This is a genomic window from Streptomyces sp., assembly GCF_050698815.1.
In the GTDB taxonomy this organism is placed as follows: domain Bacteria; phylum Actinomycetota; class Actinomycetes; order Streptomycetales; family Streptomycetaceae; genus Streptomyces.
Map to the genome: position 1 here is coordinate 1 of NZ_JBOHCV010000768.1, position 13,991 is coordinate 13,991.

Consider the following 13,991-nt stretch of genomic DNA (forward strand, 5'->3'; position numbering starts at 1 on the left):
GCGTAGGCCCGTCCTGTGCCTGCTCCTCCGGTGCCGCCGCGCCGTCCGCGGCCTGCGCGGACCCGGCCCCGCCCTCGGCCCCCGCCCACACCAGCGTGCCCACCCGCGGGGTGCCCGCGACCGCGCGGACGACGGGGGTCAGCAGCCAGACGGCGGCCGGAGCCAGCAGCAACGCGACTGCTGTGCCGAGCGCGAGTCCGCCGATGACGTCGGTCGGGTAGTGCACGCCCATGTAGACGCGGCAGAACCCCGCCAGGACCGCCAGCGCGATGGCCACCAGCCCGTACCTGCGGTGCACGATGAAGATCCCCACGGCCAGCGCCATGGCCAGCGTGGCGTGGTCGCTCACGAACGAGAAGTCGCGCTTGCCGCCGACCAGGACCTCCAGCCCCTTGTGATCCACGAAGGGCCGTGGCCGCTCGACGAAGCCCCTGATCGGGATGTTCACCAGCAGCGCGATCGCCGCCGCCAGCGGCGCCCACAGCAGTCCCACCACGCCCGTGACAGCGTCCTCGCGGGTCGTACGGCGGCGCGCGACCCGCCACCAGCCGAGCCCGACCAGCAGCACCAGCGCGAGGACGGTGCCGTACTCACCGACGTACTCCATGGTCCGGTCGAACCAGGTCGGAGCGGCTGTGGCAAGGCCGTTGAGCTCGTAGAGCAGACCGACATCCGGGTTGTCCCACACAGCCTCAGCCATCGCGCTGCTGCCCTTTCACTCTGCTCTGCTCGTCGTTCGTCTGCCGCGCTGCCGACCCCCGTGGTCGTGGAAGCGGAATCCGGTCCGTCAAGAGAACGCCACCCGGCGCGCCGGGCGTTCCTCTCTTACCGAAAGATCACCCGGACGTTACCGAAGAGTGATCCGTCGTCGCAGTTCAGGGGCCCCTTGTCACACAGCGTTGAGCAATGATTACACACCTGTCACCCGTCGCCGGTCGGACGCGTCGCCCCGAAGTAGTTCGGCGAATCGATGGGGTCGAAGCGAATCTTCGCACCGGTGTACGGGGCGTCGATCATGTGGCCGCCGCCGACGTAGATGCCCACGTGGTCGATCGAGCGGGGATCGCCGAGGTCCGTACCGAAGAAGACCAGGTCTCCCGGCAGCAGCTCGTCCCGCTTCGGGTGCGGGCCGGTGTTCCACTGGTCGTTGGCCACCCGGGGCAGCTTGACGCCCACGCTCTCGTACGCGGCCAGGGTCAGCCCCGAGCAGTCGAACCGCCCGCCGTCGGCCGCCGTGCCGTTCCCGCCCCACAGATACGGGGTGCCCAGCTTCTTCTGCGCGTAGTAGATGGCACCCGCGGCCTGCTTCGACGGATCGACGCGGCCCTTGGTGGAGGCGAAGCTCTGCTCCATCTTCCGGATGGTCGCCACATAGTTCTTCGTCTCCCGGTAGGGCGGCACACCTGCGTACTTGATCACGGCGTAGCTGCCGGCGTTGTAGGCGGCCAGCATGTTGTCCGTACGGTCGCCGGGCGCGTCCTTCACGTACGACGCCAGCTTGCAGTCGTAGCTCGCCGCCGAGGGGATCGCGTCCTCCGGGTCCCACACGTCACGGTCGCCGTCGCCGTCACCGTCGAGGCCGTGCGCCGCCCACGTACCCGGGATGAACTGGGCGATGCCCTGCGCCTGCGCGCTGCTCCGCGCGTCCGGGCGCCAGCCGCTCTCCTGGTAGAGCTGCGCGGCCAGCAGCGCGGGACTCAGCGCCGGGCACAACATGCCCCACTTCTGCACCAGTTCCTGGTACGCCGCCGGGACGGCGCCCTTGGCCAGGCCGACGGCGCGCCCGCCCGCACCACCCATGCTCGCCGCCGCCATGTAGGTACCGACGACGAGCAGCGCCATGAACGCGGCGAACAGCCCTAAGCCGCCGCCGACGCCCAGCAGCCACACCTTCCGACGCCCAGCACCACGCACGCGCACCACTCAACCATCCCCCATCCGCGCGTGGTTCGCTGCCCATGCCACCGTACTCATGACAGAATCCAGGAAGGCGTGCCGCTGACGCACGCGACGGCATCCACACCCGATCTGCATCAGCATCTCCATCTCCATCCTCAACTCCATCTCCAATCTCCGACATGGGGCGGTGAGTTCACGATGTTTCTGGCGGCCGACAAGGGCGACATCACCACCATCATCGGCGGGATCGCACCCGACTGGGGTCCGTTCGGATCGCTCGGCAGCGAGGCGCGGATCATGGTCGAGGTGGTGATGGCCGTCGCCATCCTGATCTGCCTGGGCATCGCCATCTGGGGCGCGGCGAAGCAGCGCATCGGTGCCACGGCTCTGCGCGACACCTTCAGCGCCGAGCAGGGCAAGGGCCTGATCGTGGCGGGCCTGACCGGTGTCTTCATCATCGGCTCGCTCGGCACCCTCTTCACCATCGTCTACGGCATGGCCGTATAGCCGTGCGGCACCGGAGTACTGCATGGACATCGTGAATCCGGCCCTCAACGACTACCTGCTGGCGCACGCCACACCCGCCGACGGCATCCTCCGCGACCTCGTCGAGGAGACGCACCGGGTGGTGCCGGGGACGACGATGCAGGTGTCGCACGACGAGGGCGAGTTCCTCACGATGCTCGTGCGGCTCACCGACGCCAAGCTCGCGGTGGAGATCGGCGTCTTCACCGGCTACTCCTCGATCTGCATCGCCCGCGGCCTGCACCAGGACGGCCGGCTGCTGGCGTGCGACGTGTCCGAGGAGTGGACGGCCATCGCCCGCCGGTACTGGGAGCGGGCGGCGCTCACCGAGCGGATCGACCTGCGCATCGCCCCGGCGGCGGAGACCCTGCGGGGCCTGCCGACGGACCGGGCCATCGACTTCGCGTTCATCGACGCCGACAAGACCGGCTATCCGGCGTACTACGAGGAACTGGTCCCGCGGATGCGGCAGGGCGGCCTGATCGTCCTGGACAACGTGCTGCGCGGGGGCCGCGTCGTGGACCCGGCGGCGCAGGACGACGCGGACAAGGCCATCCGGCAGGTCAACGACACCATCACGGCGGACGACCGCGTCCAGTCGGTCATGCTGCCGCTGCGGGACGGCGTCACGCTGGTGCGCAAGCGGTGACGTCCGGGGCGGGCGCGGGGGCCGGCGACGAGGCCGGCGACGAGCTGACGTGGGTACGGGCGACGGACGACCCGGACCCGGAGGCCCCGTGCATCGAGGTCGCGGCGGGAGCGGGCGACCTCGTCCACATCCGGCAGAGTGACGACCCGGGCCACGTCGTCACCACGACGCAGGCGAAGTGGGACGCGTTCGTACTGGGCGTACGGAACAACGAGTTCGATCACTTCGTGGCAGACACCGACGGCGACGCGCGCTGAACGGACCCGGCTCCGTCAGTCCCCCTCGCTAGGCTGCGTCTCATGCCGAAGACCTTCGCGTTTGACCGCTATTGCGATGAGATTATCGAGCAGACCCGGCTGTTCCGGGAAACCCTGCAGGAAGCCACGCTCCCCACCCAGGTGCCGACCTGCCCCGAATGGACGCTCCGCCAGCTCGCCGTCCACCTGGGCGTGGGCAACCTCTGGACTGCCGAGACCGTCCGGCGCCGGGCCACGGAGATGCTTCCCGAAGAGGTGGTCGCCGACCTCCACGGCCCCGCCCGGCAGGTCGGCACGGACGTCGAGGCGGACGCGGACACCCAGGCGCTCGACGTCTGGCTGGCCGAGGGTGCGCAGCAGCTCGTCGACGAGCTGCGGGCGGCCGGCGAGGACGAGCGGGTGTGGACGTGGTTCACGGATCAGCGGGCGGGCTTCTGGGCGCGGCGCCGGGCCAACGAGGCGGTGGTGCACCGCGCGGACGCGGCCGCCACGGCGGAGATCGAGTTCGAGGTCGACCCGGAGGTGGCCGCCGACTGTGTCGACGAGTGGCTGGAGATCGTCGCCAGTCCCCTGGCGGCAGAGCACAACCCCTCACTGCGTACACTCCGTGAGCGCGCCGGCAGCACCCTCCACCTGCACGCCACCGACACCGACGCGGAGTGGCTGATCACCCTCGCGGAGGACGGCATCAGCTGCCGGCGGGCCCACGAGAAGGCGGACGTCGCCCTGCGCGGCCCGATGGCCGACGTGATGCGGGTCTTCTTCCGCCGCCTCCCGCCCATCAGCGACCGGGTCGAAGTCCTTGGCGACGCGGAGCTGCTGGACTTCTGGCTGAAGCGGGTCAGCTTCGACTGACAGTTCGACCGACCGCGGTACGAGTCAGCGCCGTTCCCGCGCGCCTCCCCAGCGGGGGTGCGGGAAAGGCGCGGACGTGGCTGGAGAGCCCCAACGGGATACGGTCCAAAGCGTGAACAGCCCTGCACGCCCCCGCGCTTCGTCAACCCGCGGACAGTGGCTGGCCGGGTGCGTGTTCGCACCGGTCGGCGGGCTGCTGACGGGCATCGTGGGCGTGACGCTGGTCGGCCGTGCCTGGAACTCCTGCGACATCGGTACGAGCGGGGCCGCGAACTCACTGGGTCTTGCCCTCGCCTTCATTCCCCTGTGGCTCGTGGCGACAGCCGTGTGGGCGGTGGTGTTCGCCACCGCCGGGCGCCGGAGCATGACGGCCGCCGCCGGCTGCGCGCTGCTCGGCTCACTGCTCCTGCTGTGGGCGTTCATGGCGTGGAAGCACGCACCGGCCGGTTACCCGGCCCCCGTGTGCGCGCCGGACAACGTACCGCCCTGGTGGCCGGGCTGGCTGCCGCTGTGAGCCGGGCGACGGCGCGACGGCGGCCGGACAGCGCCTGACCGCGCCTGACCGCGAACCGCGTCTGAACGGCGGTGACTTCGGGATACTCGACCGCTACTCTCGGCGAGACCTCGCACCGCTACAGAATCGAGCCCCGGTGGAACCGCGTCCCACGTCATCTCCGTTCACGCCCACCGTGCGCACACTCATGGGCCTTTTCGGCGCCGGGTCCTTCGGGACAGGTGTGCTCGCGGTGTTCGTGACCGAGAACGGCACGGGCACGGGTGTGCTGCTCATCTTCGGCGGTGTGTTGCTGGTTCTCGCACTGCTCGGTGATCGCATAGAGAGCCTCGAGTTCGGTGGCGCCAAGCTCAAGCTGCGGGCGGCGGCGGCGGAAAGGTTCGCGCTGGCGGAGGAGTCGGAGCGGCGCGGGGACACTGACACGGCCAACCGATTGCGTACAGAGGCCCAGGCTCTGCTTGACGCCGCAGGCCCTATCGCGGCCGACTACCGCTCGGTGCGCGGCTCGATGCGCGCGGGTCCGGAACGCACCCGCGCGATGACCGAAGTGGTGGCCCGAGCGCGCCGCATCTCGGCGGAGCAGTCATTCGAGCCGGCCGAAGTCGTGCGCTGGCTGCGGGAGGGAAGCGATGAGGAACGCATCACCGCGCTCGCCATGATGCAGGCCAGACAGGAGCTGCGGAACTTCGACGCCGCGCTCGCGGCCATCGAGGACTCGCGCAGCGCGTTCGAGCAGTACCACGCGATGGTGCTCACAGAAGGGATGATCGGCGACCTCGACCCAGCACAGCTGCGGCGGCTGGCAGAGGTCATCAGGTCCCAACGGGGGTGGCGCTTCCGGAGCGACAGCGACCGCTGGCAGCTGAGCGAGCAGATACTGCGACGCGTCGACAGGGCGGCCCCGGACGCCAGGTGAGGCACCCGGGGCCAGGCATCACCCGGTGGCGACCCGTCGGTAGACGGTCGCCTCCCAGGGTGCGAGTTCGCCGATGCGGCCCGAGTCCGTGCCGACGTTGCTGAGGAGCACTTCGCTATCGGACCACCCGGCCCAGTCGGCCCCCTCGGCCGCGTCGGTCGGCTCGGTGACGACGACCGGGCTATCGGTGAAGTTGGCGAGCACGAGCAGCGTGGTGTCACCCAGCCGCCGGGTGAACGCGTACACCCGGTCGTCGTCCGGGAGCAGCATGGTGAAGTCGCCGTGCGCGACGGCCGGTTCGCTGTGGCGCAGCTCGATGAGCCGCCGGTAGTGGTGGAAGACCGACGCCGGGTCCTCCAGCTGGGCCGCGGCGTTGATCTCAGCGTGGTTCGGGTTGACCGCGATCCAGGGGGTTCCGTCGGTGAAGCCCGCGTTCGGCGAGGCGTCCCAGTGCATGGGTGTACGGGAGTTGTCGCGGGCCATCGGCCGCATCGCGGCCACCACGTCGGCCGACTCGGCACCGGCGGCGACCGCCTCGGCGTGATGGTTCACGGACTCGATGTCGCGGAAGTCGTCGATGGCGAGGAGCGGCGCGTTGGTCATGCCCAGCTCCTCACCCTGGTAGATGTACGGCGTGCCGCGGTGCAGGTGGAGCACGGTGGCCAGCATCGCGGCCGACCGGATCCGGTGGTCGCCGTCGTCGCCGAACCGGGACACGATCCGCGGCTGGTCGTGGTTGTTCCAGTAGAGGCTGTTCCAGCCCGTCTCGGCCAGGCCCTCCTGCCAGCGCCCCAGCGACGCCTTGAGGTCGCGGAGCCGCAGCTCACGGGAGTCCCACTTGCTCGTCCCGTGGTCGAGGCCGACGTGCTCGAACTGGAACACCATGTCGAGTTCGCGGCGCTCCGGGTCGGTGTAGAGCCGGGCTTCCTCGAGGGTCACGCCCGGCATCTCACCCACGGTGAGGATGGGGCGGTCACGGCCGGCGAAGACTTCGCGGTGCATTTCCTGCAGGTAGTCGTGGATGCGGGGCCCGCACAGGAAGAACGGCCCCCCGTCGCCGTACGTGCCGCCGTCGTCGACGACGCCGTCCGGCAGCGCTGGGTCCTTCGAGATCATGTTGATGACGTCCATCCGGAAGCCGTCGACGCCGCGGTCGAGCCACCACCGCATCATCGTGTAGATGGCTTCGCGGACCTCGGGGTTCTCCCAGTTGAGGTCGGGCTGCGTATGCGCGAAGAGATGCAGGTAGTACTCACCGGTGGCTTCGTCGAACCGCCAGGTGGGCCCGGAGAAGATCGACCGCCAGTTGTTCGGCTCGGCCCCGGGAACGCCCGGGTCCATGCCCTCCCGTGCCGGCCGCCACCAGTACCAGTCGCGCTTCGGGTTGTCGGGTGAGGACCGGGATTCGGTGAACCACGGGTGCTGGTCCGAGGTGTGGTTGACCACGAGGTCCATCACCAGCTTCATGCCGCGCTGGTGCACGCCGGCCAGCAGCTCGTCGAAGTCGGCGAGCGTGCCGAAGCTCGGGTCGATGTCCTGGTAGTCGCTGATGTCGTAGCCGTTGTCGTCCTGCGGCGACCGGTAGACCGGGGACAGCCACAGCACGTCGACGCCCAGCTGGGCGAGGTAGTCGAGCCGGCCGATGATGCCGCGGAGGTCGCCGATGCCGTCACCGTCGCTGTCCGCGAAGCTGCGCGGGTAGATCTGGTAGACCACCGCGGACTTCCACCAGTCCCGGTCGGCGGTGGTGTCATCCCGGTCGTCGGCAAGGGTGGTGGTGAGGCTCGTCGTCACAGTCGTGCTCTTTCAGTCAGTCGTACGTACGTATCGGTCGGCGGGGCGGGGCGGGGCGGGGGCGCCGGAGTCAGTCCTTCACGGCCCCGGAGGCGATGCCGGCGATGAACTGCCGCTGGCCGATGACGTAGACGGCGAGGACGGGGACGATCGCGATCACGGACGCCGCGAAGACCATCCCCCACTGGGTGGAGTGCTGCCCCTGCAACGCGGCGATCGCGATGGGCAGCGTGCGCTTATCCGGGTCGTCGATGACGGTCAGGGCCCAGATGAACTCGTCCCACGCGCCGAGGAAGGCGAAGATCGCCGCCGTGGCCAGGGCTGGGCGCACCATCGGCAGGTAGAGGCGGACGAACTTGCGCAGCGGCCCCGCGCCGTCGATCGTCATCGCGTCGTCCAGTGCCTGCGGCACCCGCTCGAAGAACGCGCGGAGCAGGAAGGTGATGAAGGCGACGGCGCTGCCGGAGTAGAACAGCACCAGTCCGTTCAGCGAGTTCAGCAGGCCGAGGTTCGACGCGAGGATGAACTGCGGGACGATCGTGATGATGCCCGGGATCATCAGCCCGGCGAGCAGAACGCCGAACAGGGTGCGCTTGCCGGGGAAGTGGAACCGGGCGAACGCGTACGCCATCGTCGATGACAGCACCAGTATGACGAACGTGGTGGAGGCGGCGACGTACGTCGAGTTCAGGAAGTAGCGCCCGAAGTTGTTACTGCTCAGGGCCTTCGAGTAGTTCCCGGTCGTCGGGTCCTCGGGGATCAGCCGCGGCGGGACCTCCAGCAGGTACGCGTGTGGCTTGAACGACGTGCTGGTCATGTAGAGGAACGGCGCGATCAGCACGAGAGCGCCGACCACGAGTACCGCGAGGCGCAGCCCTTTGGAGAACCGCTCGCGCGAGTGCGCGCGAGGGCGGGTGGGGCGCGGTGGACGGGATGAGCGCGGTGCGCGCAGTGAGAGGGTCATCGCGGGGCTCCGGAGCCGTCGTCGCGGAACAGGTGGAACTGGACGAAGGAGACGACCGCGATCGCGATGGCGAGCAGAAACGACAGCGCGGACGCGTAACCGAAGTCGAGAAACTCGAAGGCCTGCTTGTACATGTAGGTGAGCGGCACTTCAGTGCTTCCCGCCGGTCCGCCGTCGGTCATCAGCAGGATCGAGATGAAGACGTTGAAGCCGCCGATGATCAGCATCACGATCACGAAGAGCAGCGTTCTGCGGATCGCCGGCAGCGACACGTTCATGAACCGCTGCCAGGCGTTGGCACCGTCGATGGCGGCGGCGTCCTTGAGCTCGGTACGGACGCCGGTGAGGGCGGCGAGGAAGATGACCATCGCCCAGCCGACGCCCTTCCAGACGCCGAGCACGCACACGGCGAGCAGACCCGTCCAACGCTCCTGCAGCCAGGGGACGTTGTGGTCGATCAGGCCCAGCACGTCGTGCAGCACCCAGTTGACGGCGCCGCCGTCGGTGGTGAACAGGTACTTGAAGAGCAGGGCCACGACCACCCAGCTCGTGATGACCGGGATGTAGAACAGCACCCGGAACAGGCCGCGGGCGGGCAGCCGCGCGTCCAGCAAGACGGCCAGGAACATCCCGATCACGATCTGGCCGGGCACGGTGACCACCAGATACACGCCGACGTTGGTCATGCTCAGCCAGAACTGGCTGTCCTGCAGCCCGCGCAGGTAGTTGTCGAAGCCGACGAACTGGCTGACCTGGGTGGGCACGACGGCCCAGTCGTAGAAGCTGATCTGCAGCGCCCGGCCGAGCGGGTAGACCACGATCAGGCAGAAGAGCGCGAAGCCGGGGAGCAGGAACGCGTACGGCGTGAGGTCGGTCCGCCCGCCCGCCGTCCCGCGCGGCGGTGTGCCGCGCGGGACGGCGCGGCGCAGCCGGCCGGCCTTGCGTGGTGTGTCCACGCACAGTGCTGTTGGTGCCGCCACTGGTTCAGTCCTTGGCCAGCAGCGGATCGATCTGCTCGACGGCCTTGTCGAGCGCCTTCTTCACTGAGACGTCGCCGCGGATCGCCACCTGGACCTGCTTGCGCAGGATGTCGTCGATCTTCGTCCAGGACGGCGTCGCGGGCCGGGCCCGCGCGGTCTCCAGCTGCTTCATGTACGTCCCGTAGTGGGGCTTGAGCTTGGTCATCTCGTCGCTCAGCGACTTGAGCACCGAGATCTGCCCGGTCTCGGCCATCAGCATCTGCGCCTTCGGGGAGAGCATGAACCGGCTGAACTCCGCGGCGAGCTTCTTGTTCTTCGACCCCGAGGTGACGACGACGTTCTCGCCGCCGACCACGCTGATGCTGCCGGCGTCACTGCTGGGGAAGGGGGCGCCCTGCATCTTGAACTTCGGGAACTGCTTCTCCATGGGCTCGTACGTCCACGGCCCGTCGTAGATGAGCCCGTACTTTCCCTTGGCCAGTCCCTCGGGTGCCGGAGTGGCGCCGGCCGCGCCGCCCTTGTTGCCGAACAGGAGCTTCGGCAGGGCCTTCTCCTTGTACAGGTCGGCCAGGAGCTGCACGGCCTCGACCGACTTCTTCCCGTTGAGGTAGCCGTCGCTCTTCGTGATCTCCTTGTTCGTCATCTCGCCGCCGTTGGACCAGATGTAGGGCAGTACGTTCCAGCCGGCGGCGTCGGCTTCCGCGACGGCGAAGGTGTCGCGGGCGGCGAACTTGGGTGCGGCGGCACGCAGGTCGTCGAACGTCTTGGGCGGGCTCTTGACGCCGGCCTTCTTGAACGCCTGCTCGTTGTAGAGCATCACCTTCGTGTTGGTGTCCAGCGGCAGGCCGTAGTGCTTGCCCTTGTAGGCGTTGGTCGCCAGCGCCCCGTCGTAGGTCTGGTCGCCCAGCTTCTTGAAGTCCGGGAGCGCGTCGCTGAGCGGGACCAGCACGCCGAGCTTGGCCAGTTCGGGCACCCAGACGACGTCCGAGCGGACGACGTCCGGCAGGGACTCGCCGGCCGCCGCGGTGACCAGCTTCTGGTGCAGCTTGTCGTACTGCACGGTCACCGGCTTCACCTTCGTGCCGGGGTGCTCCTTCTCGAAGGCGGGGATGACCTTCGTCTCCAGCTGCTTCACCTCGGTCCCGCCCGCGCTGTACGCGTGCCAGAAGGTGATCTCGCCGGACACCTTCTGCCCCGGGGGCAGCTTCTCCGAAGCCTTCTTCGACTGCCCACCACCCGCACCGCCGGTACCGCACGCGGTCACGCCGAGTATCAGGGCGGTGGCTACCGTCAGTGCACGCGTTCGTTTCATGAGTCGTTCTCCTCGAGTCGGCGAGACCTGCGGGGTAGATTGATGAGCGACGTTTATTAAAGACTTTTCTGGAGCATGCTTCGAGATCCACACGGAGTCAAGGGGGAGACAGTGAACAATCGGGAGTCGACGGCGACGTCGACGCTGCTGCGCCGCCTCAACGCCGGCGCCGTTCTGGACGCGCTGCGAGCCACCGGCCCGGCCACCGGCACCGAGCTCATGGCGGTCACCGGACTGTCACGGCCGACGGTGCACACGGTCTGCGATCACCTGATCAGCAGGGGCTGGATCGATGAGATCGAGCACCGCCCCCCCGAGCGTGGTTCCGGCCCGGGCCGCCGTGCGCGCCAGTACGAGTTCAACGCCAGGGCGGGGTTCGTGCTCGGCATCGACCTCGGCCAGAACAAGGTGACCACCGTCGTCGCCGACCTGAGGGGTGACTCACTCGCGGAGCACACCCACAGCTTCCGGGGCAGGAACATCGGAGCCCGGGCCAGGCTCAACCAGACGCAGCGCACGATCGAAGCCACGCTCGAGGACGCCGGGCTGGAGAAGTCCGCCGTGCTCGCCATCGCCTTGGCCGTACCGGGTCCCGTGGACGACAGCGGCCATGTCGTCGCCGAGGAGAAGTACCTGCCCGGGCTCGCCAAGATCGATCTACGGGAGGTCGTCGGCGACGGATTCGACGCGCCGGTCCTGGTCGAGAACGACGCGAACCTCGCTGTGCTCGCCGAGCGCTGGCGCGGCTGTGCCCAGGGCATGGACAACGTCGTCGAGCTGCTGGCCGGTGAACGGCTCGGATCGGGGCTGTTTCTCGGCGGCCGGCCGATCCAGGGCGGTCACGGCGCCGCGGGAGAGCTGGGGTTCCTCAGCATGGTCGACGGGGTCGGAAACACGGACGGCATCGCCCTGCTCGCCCGTACCCTCGGCGCGGAGGCGGTCGCTACCGGGGTCGCGAAGCCTCCCGTGAAGGCACCGGCACCCGACCGCGCCGCGTCACTCGCGGACGCCGTCGACGGCGACCCCGAGCAGATCAGCGCCGAGCTCGTCTTCGCGGCCGCGAGGCGCGGCGACCCCTTGGCGGTCGCCGTCGTGGACGAAGTGACGGCCAGGATCGGCCGCGTCATCGCCCTGCTGCACACCTTGCTGAACCCTGATCTCGTCGTCATCGGCGGCGCGGTCGCCCAGGCCGGCGACGTTCTCCTCGAACCACTCCGGCGCGCTGTCGGTGAGCTGGTCCCGAACCCACCGGAGATCAAGAACTCGGCTCTCGGCGACCACGTCGTGGTGACCGGCGCCGTGCGCCGGGCGTTGGACCACGCCGCACTGGAACTCTTCCAGGACGTCCACGGAGCCCGCGGCGAGGGCTGACCGCTGACCCGTTACCCAGGAGAAGGTGTGTACACATGACACACCTGGTACCTTTGAATCTATGACACAGATGCCCATAGAGTCCATCCGCGACGTTCGCGCGCATTTGGCCGACGTGGTCGAGCGGGCTGATCGCGATGATCAGCCGACGGTGATCACGCGACGCGGGCGGGAGGTGGCCGCCGTCGTCTCGATAGATCTACTGCGTAAGTACCAGCAGTTGGAGGAGCAGGAGATCAATCGCATCGTCGATGAGCGCATGGCGAACCGCGCGGCGGGCGTACCCATCGAGGACGTCATGAAGGAAACCCTGGCGCGCGGTGAGTGACTACCGCACGGTCTTCCGCCCTGAGGCTCAAGCCGAGCTTCGCAAGATTCCCCGCGAAGCAGCCCTCCGCATCCTGACCAAGCTGGCAGAGCTGGAAAGCGACCCCCTTGGCTTCAAAACGACAGCGCTCGTTTCACAGCCGGAGCGCCGTAGGCTCCGGGTCGGTGACTACCGGGTGATTTACACGATCGACAACGGCGAGCTGACCGTATGGGTCGTCCATGTCGGACACCGGTCAACCGTCTACGACGCGTAGGTCATTGCGACCTGTGCCAGACGAAGACTTCGGACGCAGCACGACCTTGTCCCCATGAAGCTCCATGCGCTCATTCTCCCTGAGCGGTGAAGGCACCTTCAGTCAATGCGGCCCCTCGCCGCGTCACGAACTGATCCACTCAATAGCCGACCCCGTCGTCAGCCGGCGCGGGCCGCCGCCCGGCGGACCGCGTACGCCGCCGCGCCGAGTCCGAGAACCGCCGTCCCGAAGACGACCGAGACCAGCGGCAGGGCGAAGGCCAGGACGACGCAGCCGGCCAGGCCGACGACGGGCACCAGTCGGGGCGGGCGTCCCTCATCGAGGCCGAGCGTCCAGGCGGCGCTGTTGGCCACGGCGTAGTACGCCAGGACGGCGAACGAGGAGAACCCGATCGCCCCGCGCACATCCACCGTGCCGGCGAGCACGGCGACGACCGCACCGACGAGGAGCTCGGCGCGATGCGGAACGCCGAAGCGGTGGTGGACGGCGGCCAGAGCATGGGGCAGGTGGCGATCTCGGGCCATGGCCAAGGTCGTACGGGAGACGCCGAGGATCAGGGCGAGCAGCGAACCGAGGGCGGCGAGGGCCGCCCCCGCCCGCACGACGGGCGCCAACTCGGGGGCCCCGGCCGCCCGTACCGCCTCGGTCAGCGGTGCCGTGGCATCGGCGAGACGGTCCGGGCCGAGGACCGCCAAGGCAGCGAGGGCGACAGCCGCGTACACCGCGAGGGTGATGCCCAGGGCGAGCGGGATCGCGCGGGGGATGGTGCGTTCCGGTTCGCGGACCTCCTCGCCGAGGGTGGCGATGCGCGCGTACCCGGCGAACGCGAAGAACAGGAGCCCGGCACCCTGGAGCACGCCGTACGGGCTGGTCACGTCGCTGTCTCCCAGCGACAGGTCCCCGCCGCTCAGGCCAACCACCACCACGACGGCCAGGACGGTGAGCGTCACCGCGACGAGGACCCGCGTCAGCCGGGCCGTCTTAGTGATGCCGCCGAGGTTCACGGCTGTCAACGCCACCACGGCCGCGACCGCCACCCACCGCGCCTGTGACGGCCACGCGTAGGCGCCGATCGCCAGCGCCATCGCCGCACAGCTCGCCGTCTTGCCCGTGACGAACGCCCAGCCGGCGAGGAACCCGGCCGTGTCGCCGAGCCGCTCGCGACCGTAGACGTAGGTGCCGCCGGACTCGGGGTACAGGGCCGCGAGGCGTGCCGACGAGAGTGCGTTGCAACAGGCCACCAGCGCCGCCAACGCCAGAGCGATCAGCATTCCGGTGCCACCGGCGGCCCTCGTGGCCGGCGCGAAGGCCACGAAGACACCCGCGCCGAGCATGGATCCGAGCCCGATCACGACCGCATCGAAGACGCCG

General features: G+C 69.1%; 16 protein-coding genes. 9 read left to right on the forward strand and 7 right to left on the reverse strand.

The window, feature by feature from the left end; all coding sequences use genetic code 11:
* Together ACRDP3_RS27455 and ACRDP3_RS27460 are read right to left on the reverse strand one after the other, a co-directional pair.
* Positions 1 to 700 (reverse strand): phosphatase PAP2 family protein (locus ACRDP3_RS27455; RefSeq protein WP_431519717.1); only part of this gene is annotated, 700 nt, incomplete at its 3' end.
* Between the two features lie 221 nt (positions 701 to 921).
* Positions 922 to 1,842 carry an NlpC/P60 family protein gene (locus ACRDP3_RS27460; protein WP_431519732.1) on the reverse strand — a complete coding sequence of 307 codons (921 nt, stop codon included), beginning with the start codon at positions 1,840 to 1,842 and terminating at the stop codon, positions 922 to 924.
* A gap of 255 nt (positions 1,843 to 2,097) precedes the next feature.
* On the opposite strand from ACRDP3_RS27460, the gene ACRDP3_RS27465 reads away from it, so the two are divergent.
* The 6 genes from ACRDP3_RS27465 (at position 2,098) to ACRDP3_RS27490 (ending at position 5,615) form a co-directional block, all read left to right on the forward strand.
* Positions 2,098 to 2,406: a hypothetical protein gene (locus ACRDP3_RS27465; protein ID WP_431519718.1), complete on the forward strand. Its 309-nt coding sequence runs from the start codon at positions 2,098 to 2,100 to the stop codon at positions 2,404 to 2,406.
* A 22-nt stretch (positions 2,407 to 2,428) separates the two neighbouring features.
* Complete coding sequence (locus ACRDP3_RS27470) at positions 2,429 to 3,073, forward strand: O-methyltransferase (protein ID WP_431519719.1); 645 nt, start codon at positions 2,429 to 2,431, stop codon at positions 3,071 to 3,073.
* Positions 3,070 to 3,330, forward strand: coding sequence for a DUF397 domain-containing protein (locus ACRDP3_RS27475; RefSeq protein ID WP_431519720.1), 261 nt, complete (start codon positions 3,070 to 3,072; stop codon positions 3,328 to 3,330). Before ACRDP3_RS27470 ends, ACRDP3_RS27475 begins: the two co-directional genes overlap by 4 nt.
* Positions 3,331 to 3,372: 42 nt before the next feature.
* Positions 3,373 to 4,185 carry a maleylpyruvate isomerase N-terminal domain-containing protein gene (locus tag ACRDP3_RS27480; protein ID WP_431519721.1) on the forward strand — a complete coding sequence of 271 codons (813 nt, stop codon included), beginning with the start codon at positions 3,373 to 3,375 and terminating at the stop codon, positions 4,183 to 4,185.
* A gap of 112 nt (positions 4,186 to 4,297) precedes the next feature.
* On the forward strand, positions 4,298 to 4,699 hold the full coding sequence (locus tag ACRDP3_RS27485) for a hypothetical protein (RefSeq protein ID WP_431519722.1): 402 nt from the start codon (positions 4,298 to 4,300) through the stop codon (positions 4,697 to 4,699).
* A 187-nt stretch (positions 4,700 to 4,886) separates the two neighbouring features.
* On the forward strand, positions 4,887 to 5,615 hold the full coding sequence (locus ACRDP3_RS27490) for a hypothetical protein (RefSeq protein WP_431519723.1): 729 nt from the start codon (positions 4,887 to 4,889) through the stop codon (positions 5,613 to 5,615).
* Between the two features lie 18 nt (positions 5,616 to 5,633).
* Here ACRDP3_RS27490 and ACRDP3_RS27495 read toward each other — a convergent pair whose 3' ends face one another.
* The 4 genes from ACRDP3_RS27495 to ACRDP3_RS27510 all read right to left on the reverse strand — a co-directional run bounded on the left by ACRDP3_RS27495 (position 5,634) and on the right by ACRDP3_RS27510 (position 10,665).
* On the reverse strand, positions 5,634 to 7,409 hold the full coding sequence (locus ACRDP3_RS27495) for a glycoside hydrolase family 13 protein (RefSeq protein ID WP_431519724.1): 1,776 nt from the start codon (positions 7,407 to 7,409) through the stop codon (positions 5,634 to 5,636).
* A 70-nt stretch (positions 7,410 to 7,479) separates the two neighbouring features.
* On the reverse strand, positions 7,480 to 8,373 hold the full coding sequence (locus tag ACRDP3_RS27500; RefSeq protein WP_431519725.1) for a carbohydrate ABC transporter permease: 894 nt from the start codon (positions 8,371 to 8,373) through the stop codon (positions 7,480 to 7,482).
* Positions 8,370 to 9,353 (reverse strand): carbohydrate ABC transporter permease, encoded by a 984-nt coding sequence (locus ACRDP3_RS27505; protein WP_431519726.1) that lies wholly within the window; start codon positions 9,351 to 9,353, stop codon positions 8,370 to 8,372. Before ACRDP3_RS27505 ends, ACRDP3_RS27500 begins: the two co-directional genes overlap by 4 nt.
* A 4-nt stretch (positions 9,354 to 9,357) precedes the next feature.
* The gene (locus ACRDP3_RS27510; protein WP_431519727.1) at positions 9,358 to 10,665 is read right to left on the reverse strand and encodes an extracellular solute-binding protein; all 1,308 of its coding nucleotides are present in this window, start codon (positions 10,663 to 10,665) and stop codon (positions 9,358 to 9,360) included.
* A gap of 111 nt (positions 10,666 to 10,776) precedes the next feature.
* On the opposite strand from ACRDP3_RS27510, the gene ACRDP3_RS27515 reads away from it, so the two are divergent.
* The 3 genes from ACRDP3_RS27515 (at position 10,777) to ACRDP3_RS27525 (ending at position 12,620) form a co-directional block, all read left to right on the forward strand.
* Complete coding sequence (locus ACRDP3_RS27515; RefSeq protein WP_431519728.1) at positions 10,777 to 12,036, forward strand: ROK family protein; 1,260 nt, start codon at positions 10,777 to 10,779, stop codon at positions 12,034 to 12,036.
* Between the two features lie 61 nt (positions 12,037 to 12,097).
* Complete coding sequence (locus tag ACRDP3_RS27520) at positions 12,098 to 12,364, forward strand: type II toxin-antitoxin system Phd/YefM family antitoxin (protein ID WP_431519729.1); 267 nt, start codon at positions 12,098 to 12,100, stop codon at positions 12,362 to 12,364.
* Complete coding sequence (locus ACRDP3_RS27525; protein WP_431519730.1) at positions 12,357 to 12,620, forward strand: type II toxin-antitoxin system RelE family toxin; 264 nt, start codon at positions 12,357 to 12,359, stop codon at positions 12,618 to 12,620. The genes ACRDP3_RS27520 and ACRDP3_RS27525 overlap by 8 nt, the downstream gene beginning before the upstream one ends.
* 158 nt (positions 12,621 to 12,778) lie before the next feature.
* Here the strand turns inward: ACRDP3_RS27525 and ACRDP3_RS27530 are convergent.
* On the reverse strand, positions 12,779 to 13,991 hold a 1,213-nt coding region (locus tag ACRDP3_RS27530; RefSeq protein WP_431519731.1), incomplete at its 5' end, for an APC family permease.

Excerpts from the sequence above, each read along its gene's own strand:
- ACRDP3_RS27465 (WP_431519718.1), top strand. The coding sequence starts at position 2,098 with ATGTTTCTGGCGGCCGACAAGGGCGACATCACCACCATCATCGGCGGG.
- ACRDP3_RS27470 (WP_431519719.1), top strand. The coding sequence starts at position 2,429 with ATGGACATCGTGAATCCGGCCCTCAACGACTACCTGCTGGCGCACGCC.
- ACRDP3_RS27460 (WP_431519732.1), bottom strand. The coding sequence starts at position 1,842 with ATGGCGCTGCTCGTCGTCGGTACCTACATGGCGGCGGCGAGCATGGGT.
- ACRDP3_RS27490 (WP_431519723.1), top strand. The coding sequence starts at position 4,887 with ATGGGCCTTTTCGGCGCCGGGTCCTTCGGGACAGGTGTGCTCGCGGTG.
- ACRDP3_RS27510 (WP_431519727.1), bottom strand. The coding sequence starts at position 10,665 with ATGAAACGAACGCGTGCACTGACGGTAGCCACCGCCCTGATACTCGGC.
- ACRDP3_RS27480 (WP_431519721.1), top strand. The coding sequence starts at position 3,373 with ATGCCGAAGACCTTCGCGTTTGACCGCTATTGCGATGAGATTATCGAG.
- ACRDP3_RS27520 (WP_431519729.1), top strand. The coding sequence starts at position 12,098 with ATGACACAGATGCCCATAGAGTCCATCCGCGACGTTCGCGCGCATTTG.
- ACRDP3_RS27500 (WP_431519725.1), bottom strand. The coding sequence starts at position 8,373 with ATGACCCTCTCACTGCGCGCACCGCGCTCATCCCGTCCACCGCGCCCC.